The sequence below is a fragment of the Rufibacter latericius genome (assembly GCF_003721515.1).
Classification (GTDB): domain Bacteria; phylum Bacteroidota; class Bacteroidia; order Cytophagales; family Hymenobacteraceae; genus Nibribacter; species Nibribacter latericius.
This window is the reverse complement of the sequence record NZ_RJJD01000008.1, coordinates 639,316-660,730: the sequence shown is the minus strand read 5'-3', so window position 1 is coordinate 660,730 and position 21,415 is coordinate 639,316. Positions and strand designations below refer to the sequence as shown.

Genomic DNA, 21,415 nt, shown 5'->3' with positions numbered 1-21,415 from the left:
GGAATATATATCTTAAGAATTATATATTTGTGGTGGCTTCCAAGCTTGCCTAAAATCTATCCAAGATGATCAAAACCAAGCCCCTTCGAACTTCATCCCTCTCTGGGAAACAATCCTGGCTTGCAGTTTTGGCCGGATTTCTTGCGATCGCTTTCACCTACCATGCCGCCGAATATGCTATGAGGTTCCATCAGCATATTCCCTTGTTTTTAGGACTGATGCTGGCGGTAATACCCGTAGCTTATGCAGTGGCAAGGGTTCAGGGTTTCAGAGGGCTGAGTGCTTGGGGAATGAAGGTCAATGGAAAGTACGCGCTACTGTTCTTTGTAGGACTGGGTCTTAGCTTACTGGTGAATGGACTAGCTTTTGCCGTGCGGATCTGGTTGAGGATAGAAGTGGTGACGAATGTGCCAGATATGTCCACCTTAGTAACCCAAACCCTGATCTTTGCTCTAGGCACCTTTCTTCCTTCTTTGGCCGAGGACATTCTCACCAGAGGCTACCTGTTTGGCCATCTTCAAAGCAAGCTCAGCACGTGGGGGTTCATCCTGGTCTCATCTTCGGTATATGTCCTGAACCACATCTACTCCCTGGATGATGGTTTCACCGCATTGGCGTATCTGTTCGCATTAGGCGTTATGCTGGCTATTCCGCTGCTTTACACCAAAAACATCTGGTACACCGTTGGTGCCCACTGGGCCGGCAATATTGTCTATCGCTTAGGGCAGGATGTCCTTACCGTGGAAGAAGGGCCTTCTGCCTTCTCAGCACTTTGGGAACTGACCTTCTTTATTCTGCTTTTAGCGGTGCTGAATTATTGGGTGAGCAGGAGAATGAGTAAGACTTTGCGGCTGAGATAGGTTTTAAGCCCGTTTTGATGAAAACATGCTCAAAATAAGACGGTCACTTCTACCTAAGAAGTGACCGTCTTATTTGTTCTTTAAAATTAACTAAGTGAAAATTCCCTAACCAAGCCCGAAAAATTTCTTATAAAGTCACGCCAAACTTCTCGCCTAATCCTTCCAGATCCTTCACTACGGGTAGCAGAAGCGGGATACCATCTTTCAGGCGCTGTTCGGTAAAAATGCGTTCTGGGTCGCCGGGGATGAGGACCTGGTGGCCTTCTTTGGCTTTGGAGTTCCGGAAGCGGGTGATCCAGTTGTCCATGTGGTGTTTGAAGTCCTCTGCCGGACGGAACGCGTCTACGCGCATGGCCCCGAAGAAGTGCCCAATGCCTTCGCCCACCGGATCAGCGGGGGGAGCCAGGAAACTCACGAAGGGCGGTACCCAAGGTCCGTAATTAGCCCCAGACAATACCGCTGAGAAAATGTCTACTACGGCTCCCAAAGCATAGCCTTTGTGGCTGCCAGTATCACCACCAAGCGGGAGCAAGGCGCCGCCGTCTTTAAGTTCGTTTGGGTTGATAGAGGGTGAGCCGTCTACCGCTTGAATCCAGCCGAGGGGCGCTTCTAGGTTCTTGCGCTGCAGCATCTCCAGTTTGCCGTTGGCGGCGGTAGTGGTAGCTAAATCAGCGACGAAGGGCGGCTGCTCGTTGGCCGGAATCGCCACGGCAATGGGGTTGGTACCCAGCAATCGTTCCAGGGAATACGTAGGAGCCACCAGCGGACTGGCGTTGGTCATGGCCAGGCCAATCATGTCGTGCTCCAAGGCTTTCATGGCGTGGTAACCGGCAATGCCATAATGGTTGGAGTTCTTCACCGCCACCCAGCCGCTGCCGGCTATTTTGGCTTTCTCCAGGGCAATCTGCATCGCTTTTGGCGCTACTACCAACCCAAGTCCTCCGTCACCGTCTACCGTGGCGGTGCTGGGCGTCTCGTGCACAATCCGCACATTGGGGGTGGCGTTGATGCGGCCTGCTTCCCAGAGGCGCACATAGCCAATCAAGCGAGCCACACCGTGCGAATCTACGCCACGGAGATCGGCGGAAAGGAGGGTTTCAGTGGCAGTTTGGGCGTCTTCGGGCGGGCAGCCAATGGCTAGGAATATCTGACGGGAGAAATCAAATAGGCGTTGGTAAGAGTACATGCGCAAATTCAGATGGAAAGGGCCAAAGGTAAGAGAAAGCGGGGGAAAGTTTCCAGTAGAAATGTTTCCTTTGTAAGATGTTCCACCTTTGTACCTTGCGCTAATCCTTCGTCTTTATGAAAGTTCTGTCCTTTAGTTTCGGTCTATTGATCAGCTGTTTTTGTCTCGTTTTGCCGGTTTTGGCCCAAAAGCAGGAAGCGATGAACACGCAGGTAAAAGCGGTGACGGTCTTCCTGAACCGGGCGCAGGTCACCAACACGGGTAGAGCCACGGTAGAATCAGGAGTGACCGAGTTGGTGCTGGAAGGCCTGCCCGCCCAGTTGGATGAACGGAGCGTGCAGGTAAACCCCACGGGCAACGTGACCTTGCTTTCGGTGCGCTACGAACAAAATTTTCTGCAGAATGCCGCGGTGCCCCGCGATGTGCAACGCTTGGATGATTCGCTCCAAAGCTACAACGGCCGCATCAGAACGCTGACCGATCAGCGCGAAGTGCTCCAGAAAGAAGAAGCGCTCCTGCAGGCCAACCAGAACATTGGGGGCTCCCAAACCGGCCTCACCGCCGCCCGCCTCAAGGAAGTAGCCGATTATTACCGCACCCGTTTACTGGGCATCCGGAAGGAAGTGCACGCCACGGATCTGCAACTGGCTATTCTGCGGGAGCGGCAGCAACAATTCCACAACCAGGTGAACCAATACAGGCAGAACCTACAGGCTAATAACCGCGTGATTGTAGCGGTGCAGGCCACGGGACGGGCACAAGTCAGTCTGGAAGTCACGTATCTGGTGATGAATGCGGGGTGGGAGCCTATCTATGACCTGAGAGCCTCCGGAAGCCAGGGACCCGTGCAACTGCAATACAAAGCCAACGTGCGGCAGAATACCGGCGTGAACTGGAACAACGTGCAACTGACCTTAGCTACCACCAACCCCGCCGAAGGAGCCCAAAAACCAACGTTGAACCCGCAGCGGATTGGGATTGTGCAGGAAGGGCTGACTGGCAAAGCAGCTGGTGTTAGGATTAGAGGTGCTTCCAGCGTTGCCAGAAGAAAAGAATCTGACAGCCAAAGCCTGAACGAAGTGGTGGTGACCGGTTACGGAGTAGCGAAAGCGCCGTCTCCCAGCACCGCTGATTTCACCGAAGCCATTGCCACTACGCTGGCCGCCGAGTTCAAGATCGGCATTCCGTTCAGCGTACCTTCAGACGGAGAACCGCATACGGTAGACATCCAGCAGCACAGCCTTACCACTTCCTACGCGCATACCACGGTTCCCAAACTGGACCCAACGGCTTTTCTGGTGGCGTATCTAACCAACTGGGAGAACCTGAAACTGCTTCCCGGCGAGGCCAACGTCTTTCTGGCCGGAACCTTTACCGGAAAATCGTTCCTCAACCCAGAACAAACCCGAGACACCCTCACGCTTTCTTTAGGCCGGGACCAGAACGTGGTAGTGCAACGCGAGCGCCTGAAAGATTACCAGAAGCGGTCAACGCTGGGCAACAACACCAAAGAGCAGTTCGGGTTTGAAATTAGTCTCCGGAACACTAAAGCCCAGCCAGTGACCATTACTGTGGAAGACCAGATTCCGTTGAGCACTACGTCTGAAATTGAGGTAGAAGGCCTGGACACCAACGGCGGCAAATTGGACAAGGAAACCGGTAAAGTGACCTGGCTTGTTTCTCTAAAGCCCAATGAGACCGTAAAGCGCACACTTCGGTATGTGGTGAAATACCCCAAGAACAGCCAGGTCAGCGGCATTTAGGAAGAAAACCTCTTTAACGCTACAAACTACAGCTCTCCCGCACTTCCTTTTATTATTTCTGAGGCACTAATCTTTTCACAACATAGGGGTGAGATGGGGGCTGATGGTCATTCATGTGCGCTTTAGGCCTGTTTTCCAGAAAACGGGTCTAAAGCGCCTTCGCTGCTTATTTCTTTTCCGTGAAGCAACCTGGCCGCAGGGTTGTGCATCTTCCAGATAAATAAGCTCCTGTAATTTTTCTGGAACGGATTTTGCCAACAGTTGAATATAAGAAATTGCTAATATTATGAAAGCATCCCTACTCTCGCTCATCTTCGTTTCGCTGCTCTTCTGGAGCGGGCAGGCCGAGGCGCAGTCTAAAGTTTTGTACGAGCAAAACAAGCAGGAAACTTTCTCTATCTCCAGCTTCACCAATTCAGACCTGAACGCATTGGCGCAGCAACTGGGCCGTGACAACCACCATCGGTCAGGCAAATTGGTAGTGGCGGGGGATTTTGAGCAACGGGAGAAAATCACCCGCTCCGGCGATCAGGTGGAGATCAACGCCTCGGTGAAAAACCTACGGGTGCGCGAAAGGGTGCTTTTCCGGGAGTTCGACTTTGCCGATGCCCTCACCCCAACCGTCATCAACGCCAAGGTGCAACTGATCGGTCGCGAAGACAAGGTCCTCCAGACTTTCGATATTTCCAACAAGAGCCTGGGCCAAGACGGAACTGCCGTTCTGGTGCAGACTTCTTTGAAAGACACTTCTGATTTTTCGGGCTATAAACTGCGGGTAGTGGAGAAGAAACTGGGCTTCTCGGCGGGTAACCACGGCGCGGTGCAGGAGCGGTTGACCTGGGTGAAACGGTATTATGAAGCCGATGACCGCCTGGCCCAACTCTCCCGTGATCTGCAACTCATCAATCCCAACGACATCGACCACCTCACCGCGCACATAGATCGGCTGAAAGTCTTGGAACGGGAACTAGACCATCTGTATGATTCCCGCATGGAACGCGAACTGGCGCTAAACCAGCATGACCCGGTGCAGCTCCGTCGCCGCGTGAGAGACCTGGATGGTCGGTTCAAAGAGCGAGGAATCGCTTTGGAACAGATGTGGGCCCGTTTGCCCGAGATCTTTTACAACCGAGGTTTGGAACTGGCCATGAACGGCAACAGCCGCGCCGGACGTGAGTTCTTTGAGCGCTCCCTGCAGGCCAATCCCGTTTTTGCGCCCGCGCACCTGCAACTGGCCCGCCTTGATTTCAAAGAAGGATACCTGAAAGAAGCCGGGCTGCGCACCCGCGAACTGTTGAACCGCATGCAGGTAGACCCCGAAACTTACCGGTTTGGGCAGGAACTTGCCTTGGATATCCAGAACGCCTATGTGCGCCAGGGCGAGCAGCTCAACAACCAGGGCAAATACCGCCAGGCCATTGAGCAGTTCGAGCAGGCTCAGGAGTTTTGCCGATCCATTTCCCGGCTGACCTGTCGGTCTGAGGTTTGGGAGGAAGGCATTGCGTTTGCCAAAAACGGTCTTTATGACAACCTGCTGCAGGATGGGCGTCAGGCCCTGAACCAAAAGAACCTGGCCCAAGCCGAGAAACTGGCCAAGGAAGCGCAGCAATTCGCCCGCAACAACAAATCTGCCATTGACTCAGACGCCGCTGCCTCTACCCTGATGCGCGATGTGCAACAGCAGTTTTATGTTGGTTACCTGGCCGATGGCCGGAAAGCGCTCCAAACCAAGCAATACAGCGCCGCCTTGATGGCCTTCGAGAAAGGGAAAAGCTTGGCCAGTGACTACAGCTTAACTCCAGCCGCCGATGCTGAGAAACTGCTCCGCCAGGCTGCGCGTCCGGTTATCTTGGAGAAAATTGCCGAGGGTCAACTACAGGCCAATGCAAACAAATTGTCGCAAGCCCGCACGTTAGCATCGGAAGTGAACAACCTGCAGATCCGCTACGGATTGGTGAACGACAAAGAACTGGACGGCAAATTCCGGACCTTGAACCAGGGCATTTTCTCCCAAGAGTGCGCCAATGCCCAGGCGGCTTACAACCAACACTACCAACGTTCACTGCAACTGAGCAGCGAGCACAAGTTTGCTCAGGCCGCTGCTGCCTTAGACCAAGCCTTGGCTTCCGCAAAAGAGAACGGCGGATGTGCGATTCCCTCAGCTACCGCCGAGGTGGAGCTTGCCCGCATAGATGTCCCGGCCCATTACCAGGAACTTTTGCAGAAAGCCAATGACCTTATCCAGCAAAACAAAATGGCCGAAGCCGTGAAAGTGTACCAAGAAGCCAGCCAGCACTTCGCCTCCGCTGATGTCGCCCGGTTTGGCCTTGAAAACGCGCCTTTGCTGGCCTACGCCTTGGCCCATGAAAACAAAGCCTTTGTGGCCGAGGCCGCCCGGTATGCCGCTGCACAGGGAGATGCTGCCGGTGCCCTTGACTTGGTGAAGCGTTTGGTTTCCCTCAAGTACACCAAATACAACCTGAACCAACTGCAGGAGCAAATAGGCCAACTTCTGGCCACCCGCGATGCTCAGGCCAACCCTAAAGGAGATTACAAGCAACTGGCCAATACCTACACCGGCGGCAACAAAGACCTGAAAACCCTGAACAAAGCCTACCAAAAGCACTTCAAGAAGCTGACCTAGAATTAAAAAGCTTATAACCTAAATCGGCTCTCCTACATGTAGGAGAGCCGATTTAGGTTATAAGCGTTGGGAAACGACGACTAAGTCCACTATCCTGTATTGCCTTTGGGAGGATCAGCAGAAGTTTTCTTAGGCTTACGCCTCACTGCAGTTACAAACTGCAGCTCAAATTAGCTCCAAGTCACAGACTTGAACCAGGATATTTAGAAGGGGATATCCAGAATGAGAAAAAAGCTTTTAACCTCAACCTCTCTGCTTTACAACGCTCTAGTTGAAAGAACCCATTTCCAGTCTTTCGGGTGAGCGCCTAGGCAGGTTCCGGTGCCGCCAGGCATTGCGACCAAAGGGAGCAAAGGAAGCTGGCACAGCGCGAGGCCGGAAGGCGGGGCCTCGCGGCCGTGAGCGCTCGGAGGGAAACCATGCAACAAGAAAGCTCATGCACCCACGCAAACTGCGGCCTTTCGCCAGAACAAGCCAACTGCATGCACCGCAACCAGCAGATTACGTGCACAGCAAAACATCAGCAACAAACAGACTACTGCTGCAACAACTCCGCCAGCATTCCTTCTTTCAGCGCATACGCAGACACCCTGATCTTCTCCAGATTATACTTCTCCAGTACCCAGTCAATCGCCACGCAGGCCACTACAATCATGTCAACGCGCATCGCCAGCATACCAGGAATGGCCAGACGCTCGGGGCGGGTCTTTTGTAGAAGTTCTTTGTATTGCCGGTGAAAAGTAGAAAGCGCCAAAGGCATATCTGGGGAGGCGTCAAGGTCTCGGAGGATGCCTTGTGGCACCAGGTCCATGTCTACCAGGGTGTCAAACGTTCCCGAGGAACCGATCAATACTTCGGGTTGGTGCTGTAATACGGCGGCAGTTAGTTTTTGCAGATGGTCTTGCAGGTAATGGCGCAGTGCTTTGACCTGATCTGGTTTAATGGCTTGCTCCTGCTCTGGGTAGAACTTGTCCAACAGGCGCTGCGCCCCAATCTCGAAACTTTTCTTCCACAGGATGCCTTTGTCCGTCCCGATGATGAATTCAATGCTGCCGCCGCCAATGTCCATCACCAGCACCGGTTTCGGGCCTACTTCCATGGCCAGTTGCACCCCTTTGAAAATCAGCTCGGCCTCGCGGGCGCCTGAGATCACCTCTACGTCAATGCCGGTTTGTTCTTTAATGGCTTGCACCACCTCGGGACCGTTACTGGCGTTACGCAGGGCGCTGGTAGCAGTGGCTTTGACTACTTCCACCCCGTGCTGGTCCATGATCTCTTTGAATTCAGACAAGGTTTTGAGTCCGCGCTCCCGGGCCGCAGGAGTGATCTCGCCTTTGCTGATGCCTCCTTCGCCCAGCTTTACCGGTACTTTGGTTTTGTACAGCGTCTGCTGCACGCCATCGGCATCTAGTTCAACAATAAGCAGGTGAAACGTATTGGTTCCAAGGTCTATGAGCGCGAGACGACGAGACATATTCGATTGATTAGGAATTTAGAAGTAGGAATTACGAGTGTGAACAACAGTTAAAAGGGATAGGCTTTCTATTATTCTTATTCTAAAGGGCAGTACGATAAAACCTTCGGCCGCGCCGAGGCAATGTTTATGGAAAAAGAGAATTCGTTTAGAGCCAGTTTTATAAAAAGAAGGCCAAAAACATCTCGCTCTTTCTTGTCATCTTGGGAAGATCTGGTGGGGGAACGGTAACAGCGTTTATGACAAAGCCTTTCTAGTTCGCCCACAAGATCCTTTCAGGATGACAAGGGTGATGAGTGGTACATTCTTGACATCCTGGCAGATAGAACTACTTCACCGAGCTGAACCGGAAAAACGTACCCAGCGGTAATTTTCGTTTGGCTTGGTCCTCCAGGTAGAGCTCGCCCAGTTCCTCGTTGCGCACGGTGTTGCCGAACGACGCTTTGATGAGGTTATCCAGAATCAGGGCTGAAAACCCGAGGGAATACAGGTTGATCACAAAGAAGTTATTCTCCGGGTCAAGCAACTCAGCGCAGAGTTTGATGAGCTCGTTGATCTGTTCCTCCAGTTGCCATTTCTCACCGTCGGGGCCGCGGCCGTAGGCTGGAGGGTCCAGGATGATGCCTTGGTATTTGTTTCCGCGCTTCACCTCGCGGCGGGCGTATTTCATGGCGTCTTCCACGAGCCACCGGATGTTGTCCAGGTTGCTGGCTTCCATGTTCTGGCGGGCCCAGAAATTTACTTGCTTCACGGAGTCTAAGTGGGTGACATCAGCGCCGGCGGCATTGGCGGCCAGGGAGGCTCCACCGGTATAGGCAAACATGTTCAGCACCTTCGGCTTGCCGGGCAGCGCCCGTGTGTGGTCAAAGATGAACTGCCAGTTGGGGTCTTGCTCGGGGAACAGCCCCACGTGTTTGAAGGAGGACAAGCCTAACCGGAACCGCAGTTTCAGGTCGTTGTAGCGGTAGTTGATGAACCATTGCTCGGCCATGCCTTTTTTGAGTTGCCACTGTCCTTTCTCCTGATTGCCTTTCTCGCGCTTGAAGGTCGCTTGCGCCAGTCTTTCCCACTCGCGTTCCGAGAGGTGCTTGTCCCAGGCGGCCTGTGGCTCGGGGCGGGCCAGCACGTAGTCTCCAAAGCGCTCCAGTTTCTCAAAGTTGCCGCAGTCAATCAGTTCATAATCGGTCCAGGCGCTGGTGGTCAGGAAAGAGTACATAGGTTCTAAGGGTGGTGAAAAGGCAAAGGTACGGTTTTGTGGCGTGTGGTGCTGTTCTTCTTACTCGGTGCTTAAGGCAAGGTTCTGAGGACAATCCGTTTAGAAGTCGTTTTCTGGAAAACAGCCTTGAAACAGATTTCTGCCTCAGGGCTTTAGAAAACGTGATTCGGTGTAAGTCTTTGGCACGGCATCAGTTTTTTGCTTACTTTTCAAGGTTTTTACCAAGAAAAGATGCTCCGCTTCGGCGGAAAACATTCGTATACGATCAAAATGAAGTTAACTTTCTATAAATATCAGGGCACCGGTAACGACTTCGTGGTGCTGGACAACCGCGACCAAACCATCCAGCTTAGTCAGGAGCAGGTGGCTTTTCTATGCGATCGCCGGAAAGGCATAGGAGCCGATGGTCTCATGCTGCTGCAACCCAAGGAAGGCTTTGATTTTGAGATGGTCTACTACAACGCCGACGGGCGGCCCAGCTCTATGTGCGGCAACGGCGGGCGCTGTTTAGTGGCCTTCGCCCAGTTCCTGGACGTGGTGGAGGACCAAGCCTATTTTATCGCCGCCGATGGACCGCACCAGGCCTTCTTGAAAGATGGGTTAGTGCACCTGCAGATGAAAGACGTGGACGCTGTGGAAGATTTGGCCGAGGCTACCTTCCTGGACACCGGGTCGCCGCATTACGTGAAACAGGTAGAAGCCCTGGAGCACCTGAATGTGTTTGCAGAAGGCCGCGCCGTGCGCTATTTAGACCGTTTCCAGGCCCAGGGAACCAACGTGAACTTTGTAGAGCATCTGCCCGAAAACAAGCTGTTTGTGCGCACCTATGAGCGCGGCGTGGAAGACGAGACCTTCTCCTGCGGCACCGGCGTAACGGCGGCAGCCTTGTCCGCGAGCCGGGCGGGGTATGAGAGCCCGGTGCACATCAGGGTGCTAGGCGGCGAGCTGCAGGTGAGCTTTGAGAAAGAAGGCCACGGGTTCAAAAACGTGTTCCTCATTGGGCCAGCCGAGCAGGTATTCAAAGGCGAGATCCGGCTTTAGGCCCGATTTCGTAAAAACATATCCAAAACAGAAAACGACCTACTGAATGGCCTCGCTCACGTGCTCGCTCCTGGTGGCTACCTACAACTGGCCTGCTGCTTTAAACCTTTGCCTGCAAAGCGTGGCCCAACAGGCCGTAATGCCCAGCGAAGTAATAATCGCCGATGACGGATCTGGGCCCGAGACCCGGGAGTTGATTGAGCGGTTCCAGAAAGACTTTCCGGTGCCACTCATCCACCTTTGGCAACCTGATAATGGCTTCGAAAAAACCAAAATCCTGAACAAGGCCATCGCGCAGGCCAAAGAACCCTACCTGGTGCAGGTAGACGGCGATGTTATTCTGCACCCCAAGTTTATCCAGGACCATTTGGCACAGGCTACCCCGGGCCGTTTCCTGGCGGGCGGAAGAATCAACCTTTCAGAGGAAGCCACCCAACACGTATTGGCCCATGAAATCACCCGATTCGGCCTGGCCGATATCATCAAAACCAACAACCTGTTTAATGGCCTACGGGTGGGATTTTTGCGAAGAGCCTTAGCCAACCGCTACAAACTGACCGGCAAAAACAAGTACTACGCCAAGGGCTGCAACATGTCTTTCTGGCGAAAGGATCTGCTGGCAGTGAACGGGTACAATGAATCATATACTGGTTGGGGACCTGAGGACAGTGAATTGGCGGCCCGCCTCATGAATGCCGGTATCCGAAAAATGTCGCTGAAGATGGGAGGGGTGCAGTACCATCTTTCCCATCCGTATGTAGACACCAGCCGCAAAGCCATCAACGAGGAACTGCTGCGCACCACCATCCAGACTAACATTACTTTTTGCGAGAAAGGGCTGGATCAGTATCTTTCCAGGTAACAAATTATTACCATGGAAGCACTCTGTATTACAGGGTTTCTTGTCTAGAAATTCTATAAATAGAAAGCCAACCTATTTTAAGGGTGTTTTCTTAGTAAAAGCCAAAAACGAGTATAAAAATATTGTTCGGTAGAAGAAGATTCTATGCTGCTAGTTCTTGGCCAGCGTTAAGGCCGAAATTATTTTCCGGGCGCTGGATCTGAAGTACCTATTCCTTATTTTACAAATCAGGCATGCTCCACACAAACCGCATCTTTCTACGCGCGCCAGAACCCACGGACCTGGACTTCCTTTATGGGTTAGAAAATGATACCGCGCTTTGGCCGGTGAGTCTTTCGGTGGCTCCTTTCTCGCGTGATGCCCTGCGGCAGTACCTTGAAAATGCCTCCCTTGATATCTACGCGGCCCGCCAGCTCAGGCTTATGATTTGCCTGCAAGAGCAAACCAGCGTGATTGGAACGGTAGATTTGTTTGACTTTGAGCCGCTCCACCAACGGGCGGGAGTGGGAATAGCACTGGCCTCAGACCAACGGGGAAAAGGATACGGTACCGAGACCCTGCAAATCCTGGAAAACTACGCCACACAGGTACTGCAATTGCACCAGCTGTACTGTTCCGTAGCTCAGGAGAATACCACTAGTTTGAAGCTTTTTAAACAAGCCGGATTTCAGGAAATTGGCGTTCGGAAGGATTGGCTCAAGACCCGTCAAGGCTGGCAAAATGTGGTTGAACTTCAAAAGATTCTGTGTATTTCTTGAAAAAAAGCTATCAGGTTTCTCTTGTTTGAGGGGCAGTGCAGAGAGAATAAATCTCATTCCAAACACTGGCATTTATACTGAATTTCATAGGTTTTCTGGGCAGAATCAAGGGTAAATCCTATTAGAATGTAGCCTTTTTTGCAAATATGCGTAAGCTAGGGTAAAATTAGGGAAAGCTACCTGTCTCTGGGGCTTTTTCAGGACCCTCACTTCTTAACTAGCTTTTGTATGTTTGACCTAGACTTAGATTTCATCCCCGGCGGGGGGAATAGCTCCCTTTCGTCTGAACCAGAAGTAACCTCCACCAGTGCGTATTCCTCTACTGTAAATACAACCCCAAAAGCCGCTCCAAAACTTACCAATGATAGTAGTTTGGAGGCTTACCTTACTTCTGTTTCCGCCATCATCTGCTTGTCGCACTTACGGTGGGACTTTGTGTACCAACGTCCGCAGCACCTTTTGTCCCGTTTTGCCAAGCACACGCGTCTCTTTTACTTTGAGGAGCCGTATTTCTATGACAATGCTGAGCCCCGTCTGGAGATGCAGGAGCGGGAAAACGGCAGAGTAACCATTGTTGTAGCCCATTTGCCCAATGGCCTTACCCCGGCAGAATCAGACGCGAAACAAACCGAACTGCTGAACGCCTTCATGGCAGACCATGATCTGGAGAATACCGTATTCTGGTACTATACTCCTATGGCGTTGGAGATCTCCCGTCAGTTCACCCCGGCCCTGACCGTTTTCGATGTCATGGACGAGCTTTCTGCCTTTAAATTCGCGCCTCCGCGCTTGCTGGAATTAGAGACCGAGTTGCTGGCCAAAGCCGATGTGGTGTTCACCGGAGGGCAGAGCCTGTACGAAGCCAAAAAAGACCGTCATAAGGAGGTGTATGCCTTCCCAAGCAGCATTGACAAGGTGCATTTCGGGCAGGCGCGCCAACCTCAGGCAGATCCCGCAGACCAAGCCAACATCCCGCATCCGCGCATGGGCTTCTTTGGTGTAGTAGATGAGCGTTTCGATATTGAGTTGCTGCGTGAAGTAGCCACCGCCCGTCCAGAATGGCAGTTTGTAATCATCGGGCCGGTAGTGAAGATTGATCCGGCTATACTGCCTTCCAGCTCCAACATTCATTACCTGGGCGGAAAGTCTTACCAGGAATTACCTTCTTACCTTGCCGGGTGGGATGTGGCCATGCTGTTGTTTGCCCACAACGAGTCCACTAAATACATCAGCCCTACCAAAACGCCAGAGTACCTGGCTGCCGGTAAACCGGTGGTGTCTACCTCTATCAGAGACGTGGTGCGCCCTTACGGCGAATTAAACCTGGTGCACATAGCCGATGGGGCCCAGGAGTTTGAAACTGCCCTGGCCAAAGCCTTGGTGCAGAAAGACGATAAGAAATGGATGCACCGCGCCGATGAATACCTCTCGGGTATCTCTTGGGACAAAACCTGGCAAAACATGGTGCGCCTGATGCAGTGCGTGAGCACAGAGAGAAAATCGAAAAAAGGGTCTGCCTCAAAGTAAAGCTTTGCTTCAGGTGATGGGGTTAGACTAGCCCTTTAAGGCCACTTTTCAGAAAACCGCCCTAAATCACACAGCAGAAATTTCTCTCCTGAAAAGGAGTACAGGTAAGATATGGAATTCACTATTTGAAAAAGTATAATAAAAAATAACTTTAGCCCAATAAATATATGTTCGACTATCTGATTGTAGGGGCAGGGTTCGCCGGGAGCGTACTGGCCGAGCGTTTGGCTACGTATTCCAACAAAAAAGTACTAATCATAGACAAGCGTTCGCACATTGCAGGGAATGCCTATGACCATTATAATGAAGACGGTATCTTGGTGCACAAGTATGGTCCGCACATCTTCCATACCAACTCCAAAGAGGTATTTGAGTACCTGGGCCAATTCACTGAGTGGCGCCCGTATGAGCACCGCGTGCTGGCCAGTGTAGACGGGCAGCAAGTACCCATGCCTATCAACCTGGATACCATCAACAAACTGTATGGCCTGAGCCTGACTTCGTTTGAGCTGGACAAGTTCTTTGAATCAGTAGCTGAGCAAGTACCAGTTGTCAAAACCTCAGAAGACGTAGTGGTAAGCAAAGTAGGCCGCGAACTGTATGAGAAGTTCTTTAAGAACTACACCCGCAAGCAGTGGGGAATGGACCCATCTGAACTAGACAAGTCCGTAACGTCTCGCGTACCTACCCGCACCAACCGCGATGACCGGTATTTCACAGATACTTATCAGGCCATGCCGTTGCACGGCTTTACCAAGATGTTTGAGAACATGCTGAACCATCCAAACATCAAGGTGATGCTCAACACAGACTACCACGAGATCATTGACATGATTCCTTTCAAGGAGATGATCTACACCGGCCCGGTAGATGAGTACTTCGATTTTAAATACGGTAAACTGCCGTATCGCTCGCTGGAGTTCAAGCATGAAACGGTGAACAAAGAAGTGTTCCAGCCAGTAGCGGTGGTGAACTACCCCAACGAGCAGTTATACACCCGCGTGACCGAGTTCAAGTACCTGACCGGGCAGCAACATCCTAAAACCAGTCTGGTATATGAATTCCCCCGCGCCGAGGGAGATCCTTACTATCCGGTTCCAAAACCAGAGAACGCCGAGCTGTACAACAAGTACAAAAAGCTGGCCGACGCTACTCCGGGTGTTCATTTTGTAGGCCGTCTGGCTACCTACAAGTACTACAACATGGACCAGGTGGTGGCCCAGGCACTCACGCTGCACAAAAAGCTAACCGAGAAAGACAAAGTGGTGAAGCAACCTGTGGTAGATGGAATAGACGTTCTGCCAAAAGTGGTGCGCGAAGCCTTAAACGGAAGTTCCACCAAACTGAGTACGAATGGCCAACATTGAGCTTTGGGGAGGCGTTGAGTGTACCGTCAACCGTGTAGGTGACCAGTACTTTGACCAGCTTGCACAGAGCGGGCATGCGCACCGGCTTTCAGACCTGGATCTGTTTTCCGAGTTGGGCATCAAAAAATTGCGGTACCCGGTCTTGTGGGAAAGTGTAGCCCCAGAGCACCCGGAACAACAAGACTGGAGCTGGGCGACAGAACGTCTGGACCGGCTTCGGGAACTGAACATTGATCCTATCGTGGGGCTGCTGCATCATGGCAGCGGCCCCCGATATACCAACCTTCTAGACGACGATTTCCCCCAGAAATTTGCGCAGTACGCGCGGTCGGTGGCCCAGCAATTTCCGTGGGTCATGTATTACACCCCCGTCAATGAACCCCTTACCACGGCTCGGTTCAGTGCACTGTATGGCTTCTGGTATCCTCACACCAAAGACGACGCTTCCTTTGCAAAAGCTTTACTAAATCAACTCAACGGTACCCGCCTGGCCATGCAGGCCATCAGGGAAATAAACCCTCAGGCCAAACTGGTGCAGACCGATGACCTGGGCTATTCCCACAGCACCCCGGCCTTGCAGTACCAGGCAGATTTCGAGAACCAACGCCGCTGGCTTTCCTGGGACCTGCTCTGCGGCAAGGTAGACTCGCAGCACCCCATGTGGAACTACCTGCGCGAAGCCAAGGTGCCCGAAGAAACTCTCTTGGAGATGGTGCAGCGGCCTTGTCCGCCCGATGTCATAGGTGTAAATTACTACGTCACCAGTGAGCGGTACCTGGACGAGCGCATCATTGATTACCCCTGGCACACGCACGGCAGCAATGCCTACCAAAAGTACGCCGATGTGGAGGCTGTACGGGTGCAGACAGCCACACCGCTGGGGGTGCAAAACATCCTGGAACAGGCCTGTGCCCGCTATGATATTCCTGTGGCCATCACCGAGGCCCATTTGTGTTGCACCCGTGAGGAGCAGATGCGCTGGCTCGCCGATGTCTGGGATTCTGCCTCGTTTTTAAGAAAACAGGGCAAAAACGTAGCGGCAGTCACTGCCTGGTCCTTGCTGGGCGCTTATGACTGGAACTCTTTGCTCACGCAGCAGAACGGACACTATGAGATGGGTGCCTTCGATCTTCGGAACGGGAGCGTACCTGCCAGAACCGCGGTTTCCAGATTCATTCAAGGTTTACCAATTGGGGCAGAACGCCATCCTCTCCTGAAAATAGACGGCTGGTGGAAGCGCGTTTGCCGCAGTCTGTATCCGTCTTTGCCAGACACCCCAGAAGGCTGGAATGTTTCTTCTGAGGCATTGCGGCAAATAGAGGAAGTGACGGTGCAACCACTGTTGGTCACTGGAGCTACCGGAACCCTAGGAAAAGCCTTCGGCCGAATCTGCGAGGTAAGAGGAATTCCGTACGTGCTGCTTTCCCGCCAGGACATGGACATCGCTGATGCCGCTTCGGTGGAAAAGGCGGTAAAGAAATACAGACCTTGGGCAGTGGTGAATACCGCCGGTTACGTGCGCGTAGACGACGCTGAACAGGAACCCGAAGCCTGCTACCGTGAGAACACTTTGGGCCCCGTAAATCTGGCGAAGGTATGCCAGGCCCAGAACATCGGGCTGGTTTCTTTCTCCTCAGACCTGGTGTTTGACGGAGGAAAGGCATCACCGTATTCAGAGGCAGACCAACCTAACCCGGTGAATGTGTACGGCGCCAGTAAGGCCCTAGCCGAGGAGCAGATACTGGAGACCATGCCCGCTGCCCTGATCATCAGGACCAGTGCGTTTTTCGGACCATGGGATGGCCACAACTTTGTGTACCAGGCCCTGAAATCCATCGCCCACCAAGAGTCGTTCCTGGCCGCCGAGGACAGTTTCGTGACGCCAACGTACGTGCCTGATCTGGTGAACTCTGCGCTGGATCTGCTGATCGATGAAGAAAGCGGCATCTGGCACCTGGCCAACCAGGGAACCTACAGTTGGGCGAAATTCGCTGAGTTGGCGGCCAACCTGGCAGGGCTGGAACCAAGCCCCTGGCTACAGGCAGTGCCCCAGGCCAGCTTGAATTTACCCGCCCCCAGACCCGCCTCTTCGGCGTTGGAAACTGAAAAACGAGCCGTGTTGCCTTCCGTAGAAGATGCGTTGCGCCGGTTCCTGCATGCCACTGAGTTTTCGTTCCGGCCAAAGAATACCACAGAAGACGAAATGCCCTTTGCCGCGCAGGCATAGGCCCACACGTGTTTTATGTATCGTCCGTTTAGAGGCTGTTTTTAAAAAACCAGCCTCTAAACGGACGATACTTTTTGTATAAAATCCTTTCCCAAACAGGAAAGAGGAAAGTAAGGGAAAGCCTTAGACCAGCCCCTAACGCCCTCTATGGGGTAGAAAGAGACTTTAGCTTCTGAACTAACCACGTCCTGGGCTAGTTCTATCAAAGAATTTCTCTTATTTGTTTACGCCAGAGGAAAATGCGTTTCTGGGCGGTTTCTGCAAAAGCGGGTCTAAAGCGCCCGGTATCTATTAATCCAGCCAATTTTGCCATTTTTTAAGTTTCTCTGCCATCCCGTCAGGCGCAGGGCACTATTGTGTAAATGGTATTGTTTTAGCTAGGTAGAAAATTGTCGGAAAAACCACGTATTTTTGAAATTGATTCAAGTACATTTTAACTAGTTATATATGTTTGATTTTGTTGGGAAGACGGTCGCTAAGATATTCGGAACCAAGTCTGAGCGGGATATCAAAGGGGTATTGCCGTACGTAGCGCTCATCAATCAGGAGTTTGCCAAGCTCAATTCCCTTTCTGATGACCAGCTCCGGACACGCACCCAGGAAGTGCAAGCCGTGATCGCAGATCGTCTTAAGCCCATTGATGATAAAGTAACGGTTCTCTATCAGCGCATCGAGAACGAGCCGGAACTGGACATCGCCCAGAAAGAAGAGATCTTTACTGAGATTGACAGCCTGGAGAAAGACCGCAACAAAGACTTGGAAGTAGTGCTCATGGAAGTGTTGCCGCAGGCCTTTGCCATTGTAAAAGAGACGGCTCGCCGGTTCAAAGAGAACGGGCAGTTAACAGTTACCGCCACAGACCTTGACCGCAACTTCGCCTCTCGTAAGCCAAACGTGCAGATCAACGGCGACCAAGCCGTGTGGTTAAATAAATGGATTGCCGCCGGTACTGAAGTGGTCTGGGACATGCTCCACTATGACGTGCAGTTGATAGGTGGTATTGTGCTTCACCAGGGTAAAATTGCCGAGATGGCGACTGGTGAAGGTAAAACCTTAGTGGCTACCTTGCCCGCTTTCCTGAACGCCCTGGCCAAACGTGGGGTACACGTGGTAACCGTGAATGACTACCTGGCCAAGCGTGACTCTGAGTGGATGGCGCCTTTGTTTGAGTTCCACGGCATCACCATTGACTGTATTGACAAGCACCAACCCAACACAGATGCGCGCCGCAATGCCTATTTAGCGGATATCACCTACGGTACCAACAACGAATTTGGCTTTGACTACCTGCGCGACAACATGTCCCGCGAGCCCGGTGAACTGGTGCAGCGCAAGCACCACTACGCCATGGTGGATGAGGTGGACTCCGTGCTGATTGACGATGCCCGTACCCCATTGATTATCTCTGGTCCGGTGCCACGAGGCGATGAACACGAATTCTACGTGTTGAAGCCTCGCGTTGCCGCCCTGGTAGAAGCTCAGCGGAAATTAGTGGGTAACTACCTGGTAGAAGCCAAGCGCCTGATCAAAGAAGGAAACGACAAAGAAGGCGGCCTAGCCTTATTCAGAGCCTTTAGAGGTTTGCCTAAAAACAAGCCGTTAATTAAATTCCTGAGCGAGACGGGTGTTCGTCAGCAATTGCTGAAAACCGAAGCCTTCTACCTGCAAGACCACGCCCGTCAGATGCCAGAGGCCGATAAGCCTTTGTACTTCACCATTGACGAGAAACACAACCAGATTGAACTCACTGAGAAAGGTATTGACCTGATCACCGGTCAGGGAGAAGACCCGCACCTGTTCATCTTGCCAGACATCGGGACGGAGTTGGCCAACATTGAGAGCCACAAAGAACTGTCTGCCGATGAAAAACTGCACGAGAAAGAGCGCCTGATCCAGGAGTACCAGGAGAAATCACAGCGTGTGCACACCATCAACCAGTTGCTCAAAGCCTACACCCTGTTCGAGAAAGACACCGAGTACATCGTGACCGATGACCACAAAGTGAAGATCGTGGACGAGCAGACCGGCCGCGTGATGGAAGGCCGTCGGTACTCAGACGGATTGCACCAGGCTATTGAAGCAAAAGAAAACGTGCGCGTGGAAGATGCTACTCAGACCTACGCTACCGTGACTTTACAGAACTACTTCCGGATGTACCACAAACTGGCTGGTATGACCGGTACTGCCGAGACCGAAGCCGGTGAGTTCTGGGAAATCTACAAGCTGGACGTGGTGGTGATTCCTACGAACCGTGTTGCCCAACGCAAAGACGAGCACGACAAGGTCTACAAGACCATGCGTGAGAAATACAATGCCGTTTCAGAGGAAATCCAGGAGCTGACCAAACAAGGCCGTCCGGTTCTGGTAGGTACCACTTCCGTAGAGATCTCGGAGTTGGTAAGCCGTATGCTCAAACTGCGCGGAATTCCTCACCAGGTATTGAACGCGAAGCAACACCAACGCGAGGCCGAAATCGTGGCTGAAGCTGGTAAGCCAAGTACGGTGACCATCGCTACTAACATGGCAGGTCGTGGTACGGATATTAAACTTACCCCAGAGTCAAAAGCTGCGGGCGGATTGGCCATTATCGGGACGGAGCGTCACGAGTCCCGTCGGGTAGACCGTCAGTTGCGTGGTCGTTCAGGCCGTCAGGGTGACCCGGGATCATCCCAGTTCTTCGTATCATTGGAAGACAGCTTGATGCGTCTGTTCGGTTCTGACCGTATTGCCCGTTTGATGGATAGAATGGGTCTGGAGGAAGGCGAAGTGATTCAGCACTCCATGATCACCAACTCCATTGAAAGAGCGCAGAAGAAAGTAGAGGAAAACAACTTCGGTACCCGTAAGCGCCTGTTGGAGTACGATGACGTGATGAACGCCCAACGTGAAGTTGTGTACAAGCGCCGCCGCAACGCTCTTTACGGCGAGCGTCTGGAGCTGGATATCTGGAACATGATCTATGATACCGCCGAGGATATCGTACAGACCTACAAAGCCACCGGAAACCACGAAGACTTCCTGTTGCACATCATCAGAGTGTATGGCTTCAACTCAACTATCACCGCGCCGGAGTTAGCCGGACAAGCGGTAGATGTGGTGATTGATCGTCTGTACAACGAGGCCCTGGATTTCTACCTGGCCAAAAACCACCAGATCATGGACCAATCGGCACCTATCATGGCTGATATCTATGAGAACCGTGGCCCGATGATTGAGAACATCGCCGTGCCGTTTACCGATGGTCGTAAGCAGATCACTGCCGTTGCCAACTTAGAGAAAGTGGTGAAAAGCCATGGCCGCGAGCTGATCAAGACGGTGGAGAAAGTAATCACGCTGGCTACCATTGACCAAGCCTGGACCCAGCACCTGCGCGAGATGGACGACTTGAAACAGAGCGTGCAGAATGCCGTGTATGAGCAGAAAGATCCGTTGTTGATCTACAAGTTCGAGTCTTTTGAGTTGTTCAAGCGCATGATCAGCAAGGTGAACGAAGAAACCGTTTCCTTCCTGTTCAAGGCAGATCTTCCGGTACAGCAGGAGGCACCTGCTCCGGTACAGGAAGCACGTCAGACCCAGGCACCGAGACCTCCAAAACTGCACGAGCAGAAAGAAGAGGTGCATTCCACCCTGGAAGAACCAACGCAAGGTATGCCCTCTATGCCACAGGCCGCTGCTCCTAAGCAGGCGCCTATCAGGGTAGAGAAGCACGCCGGCCGCAATGACCGCGTCAATGTGATGTATTCAGATGGACGGGTCATGAAGGACGTGAAGTTCAAAAACGTGGAAAACGATTTGCTCAACAACCGTTGTGTTCTCCTTGAAGACTAAATCTTTGATTTCTCCGGAACAGAGCCTGGCACCGTATATAGACCATACGGTGCTCAGGCCTGATACCACCAAAGCCATGGTGGCACAACTCTGCCAGGAAGCGATCCAGCATAGGTTTGCGGCGGTGTGTGTGCCACCTTGTTTTGTGCGTCAGGCGGTAGCCGCCCTGCAGGATACCGGGGTACAAGTGGCTACTGTGGTTGGCTTTCCGTTCGGGTATCAATTGGCCAAAGTGAAGTTTTTTGAGGCGCACCAAGCCTTGTCTGAAGGTGCCACTGAGATCGATGTGGTGATGAACATTGCTGCGTTTAAATCCGGGAAGCATGACGAGGTGATGTCTGAGCTGCATGAGCTGAGCACCCTTTGCCACTTCAAGAACTCTATCCTGAAGGTGATCATCGAGACTGCTTTGTTGACATCTGAGGAAATTGTGCAGATTTGCCAGATCTGCGTGGAAGCCGAGGTTGATTTTGTGAAAACTTCTACCGGATATGCCGCCAGCGGAGCGCAGATTGAAGACGTGTTGCTCATGCGCGCCAACCTACCCAAACATATTAAAATTAAAGCTTCTGGAGGTATCAAAACTAAGGAAGCCGCCCTTGCGTTGGTGAAGGCAGGAGCAGACCGGATTGGAACATCCTCCGGCGTTTCATTGCTATGAT

At 52.4% G+C, this 21,415-nt stretch carries 14 protein-coding genes; 11 read left to right on the top strand and 3 right to left on the bottom strand.

Features of this window, described 5'->3' with window-relative positions; all coding sequences use genetic code 11:
* Positions 1-128 precede the first annotated feature (128 nt).
* Positions 129-860, top strand: a complete 732-nt coding sequence (locus tag EFB08_RS14720; protein ID WP_165864912.1) for a CPBP family intramembrane glutamic endopeptidase — start codon at positions 129-131, stop codon at positions 858-860.
* A 127-nt stretch (positions 861-987) separates the two neighbouring features.
* Here EFB08_RS14720 and EFB08_RS14715 read toward each other — a convergent pair whose 3' ends face one another.
* A complete protein-coding gene (locus EFB08_RS14715; protein WP_123127698.1) occupies positions 988-2,046 on the bottom strand; it encodes an Ldh family oxidoreductase in 1,059 nt (352 codons plus the stop codon).
* 200 nt (positions 2,047-2,246) lie between these two features.
* On the opposite strand from EFB08_RS14715, the gene EFB08_RS14710 reads away from it, so the two are divergent.
* Entirely contained in the window at positions 2,247-3,809 is a 1,563-nt protein-coding gene (locus EFB08_RS14710) for a DUF4139 domain-containing protein (protein ID WP_165864911.1), read from the top strand.
* Positions 3,810-4,095: 286 nt separating this feature from the next.
* On the top strand, positions 4,096-6,453 hold the full coding sequence (locus EFB08_RS14705; protein ID WP_123127696.1) for a tetratricopeptide repeat protein: 2,358 nt from the start codon (positions 4,096-4,098) through the stop codon (positions 6,451-6,453).
* Between the two features lie 535 nt (positions 6,454-6,988).
* Here EFB08_RS14705 and EFB08_RS14700 read toward each other — a convergent pair.
* The gene (locus tag EFB08_RS14700; RefSeq protein WP_123127695.1) at positions 6,989-7,927 is read right to left on the bottom strand and encodes a Ppx/GppA phosphatase family protein; all 939 of its coding nucleotides are present in this window, start codon (positions 7,925-7,927) and stop codon (positions 6,989-6,991) included.
* 328 nt (positions 7,928-8,255) lie between these two features.
* The gene (locus EFB08_RS14695; protein ID WP_123127694.1) at positions 8,256-9,143 is read right to left on the bottom strand and encodes a class I SAM-dependent methyltransferase; all 888 of its coding nucleotides are present in this window, start codon (positions 9,141-9,143) and stop codon (positions 8,256-8,258) included.
* Positions 9,144-9,413: 270 nt separating this feature from the next.
* Between EFB08_RS14695 and dapF the strand changes: the two genes are divergently transcribed.
* From dapF to deoC, 8 genes are all read left to right on the top strand, one after another.
* Entirely contained in the window at positions 9,414-10,184 is a 771-nt protein-coding gene (dapF, locus tag EFB08_RS14690; RefSeq protein ID WP_123127973.1) for a diaminopimelate epimerase, read from the top strand.
* Between the two features lie 46 nt (positions 10,185-10,230).
* Positions 10,231-11,046, top strand: coding sequence for a glycosyltransferase family 2 protein (locus EFB08_RS14685; RefSeq protein ID WP_123127693.1), 816 nt, complete (start codon positions 10,231-10,233; stop codon positions 11,044-11,046).
* Between the two features lie 233 nt (positions 11,047-11,279).
* Positions 11,280-11,804 carry a GNAT family N-acetyltransferase gene (locus EFB08_RS14680; RefSeq protein ID WP_123127692.1) on the top strand — a complete coding sequence of 175 codons (525 nt, stop codon included), beginning with the start codon at positions 11,280-11,282 and terminating at the stop codon, positions 11,802-11,804.
* Between the two features lie 228 nt (positions 11,805-12,032).
* On the top strand, positions 12,033-13,331 hold the full coding sequence (locus EFB08_RS14675) for a glycosyltransferase family 1 protein (RefSeq protein WP_123127691.1): 1,299 nt from the start codon (positions 12,033-12,035) through the stop codon (positions 13,329-13,331).
* 167 nt (positions 13,332-13,498) lie between these two features.
* Positions 13,499-14,698, top strand: a complete 1,200-nt coding sequence (gene glf, locus EFB08_RS14670; protein ID WP_123127690.1) for a UDP-galactopyranose mutase — start codon at positions 13,499-13,501, stop codon at positions 14,696-14,698.
* Entirely contained in the window at positions 14,685-16,925 is a 2,241-nt protein-coding gene (gene rfbD, locus EFB08_RS14665) for a dTDP-4-dehydrorhamnose reductase (RefSeq protein ID WP_123127689.1), read from the top strand. The genes glf and rfbD overlap by 14 nt, the downstream gene beginning before the upstream one ends.
* Positions 16,926-17,372: 447 nt before the next feature.
* Positions 17,373-20,753 (top strand): preprotein translocase subunit SecA, encoded by a 3,381-nt coding sequence (gene secA, locus EFB08_RS14660; RefSeq protein WP_123127688.1) that lies wholly within the window; start codon positions 17,373-17,375, stop codon positions 20,751-20,753.
* The gene (gene deoC, locus EFB08_RS14655) at positions 20,743-21,414 is read left to right on the top strand and encodes a deoxyribose-phosphate aldolase (protein ID WP_227006346.1); all 672 of its coding nucleotides are present in this window, start codon (positions 20,743-20,745) and stop codon (positions 21,412-21,414) included. The genes secA and deoC overlap by 11 nt, the downstream gene beginning before the upstream one ends.
* Position 21,415: the final 1 nt, after the last annotated feature.

What these genes read in the sequence shown, in the direction of transcription:
- EFB08_RS14710 (WP_165864911.1), top strand. Translation starts at nt 2,247, where the DNA reads ATGAACACGCAGGTAAAAGCGGTGACGGTCTTCCTGAACCGGGCGCAG.
- EFB08_RS14685 (WP_123127693.1), top strand. Translation starts at nt 10,231, where the DNA reads ATGGCCTCGCTCACGTGCTCGCTCCTGGTGGCTACCTACAACTGGCCT.
- EFB08_RS14695 (WP_123127694.1), bottom strand. Translation starts at nt 9,143, where the DNA reads ATGTACTCTTTCCTGACCACCAGCGCCTGGACCGATTATGAACTGATT.
- EFB08_RS14675 (WP_123127691.1), top strand. Translation starts at nt 12,033, where the DNA reads ATGTTTGACCTAGACTTAGATTTCATCCCCGGCGGGGGGAATAGCTCC.
- rfbD (WP_123127689.1), top strand. Translation starts at nt 14,685, where the DNA reads ATGGCCAACATTGAGCTTTGGGGAGGCGTTGAGTGTACCGTCAACCGT.
- secA (WP_123127688.1), top strand. Translation starts at nt 17,373, where the DNA reads ATGTTTGATTTTGTTGGGAAGACGGTCGCTAAGATATTCGGAACCAAG.
- dapF (WP_123127973.1), top strand. Translation starts at nt 9,414, where the DNA reads ATGAAGTTAACTTTCTATAAATATCAGGGCACCGGTAACGACTTCGTG.
- EFB08_RS14700 (WP_123127695.1), bottom strand. Translation starts at nt 7,927, where the DNA reads ATGTCTCGTCGTCTCGCGCTCATAGACCTTGGAACCAATACGTTTCAC.
- EFB08_RS14715 (WP_123127698.1), bottom strand. Translation starts at nt 2,046, where the DNA reads ATGTACTCTTACCAACGCCTATTTGATTTCTCCCGTCAGATATTCCTA.
- glf (WP_123127690.1), top strand. Translation starts at nt 13,499, where the DNA reads ATGTTCGACTATCTGATTGTAGGGGCAGGGTTCGCCGGGAGCGTACTG.
- EFB08_RS14705 (WP_123127696.1), top strand. Translation starts at nt 4,096, where the DNA reads ATGAAAGCATCCCTACTCTCGCTCATCTTCGTTTCGCTGCTCTTCTGG.
- EFB08_RS14680 (WP_123127692.1), top strand. Translation starts at nt 11,280, where the DNA reads ATGCTCCACACAAACCGCATCTTTCTACGCGCGCCAGAACCCACGGAC.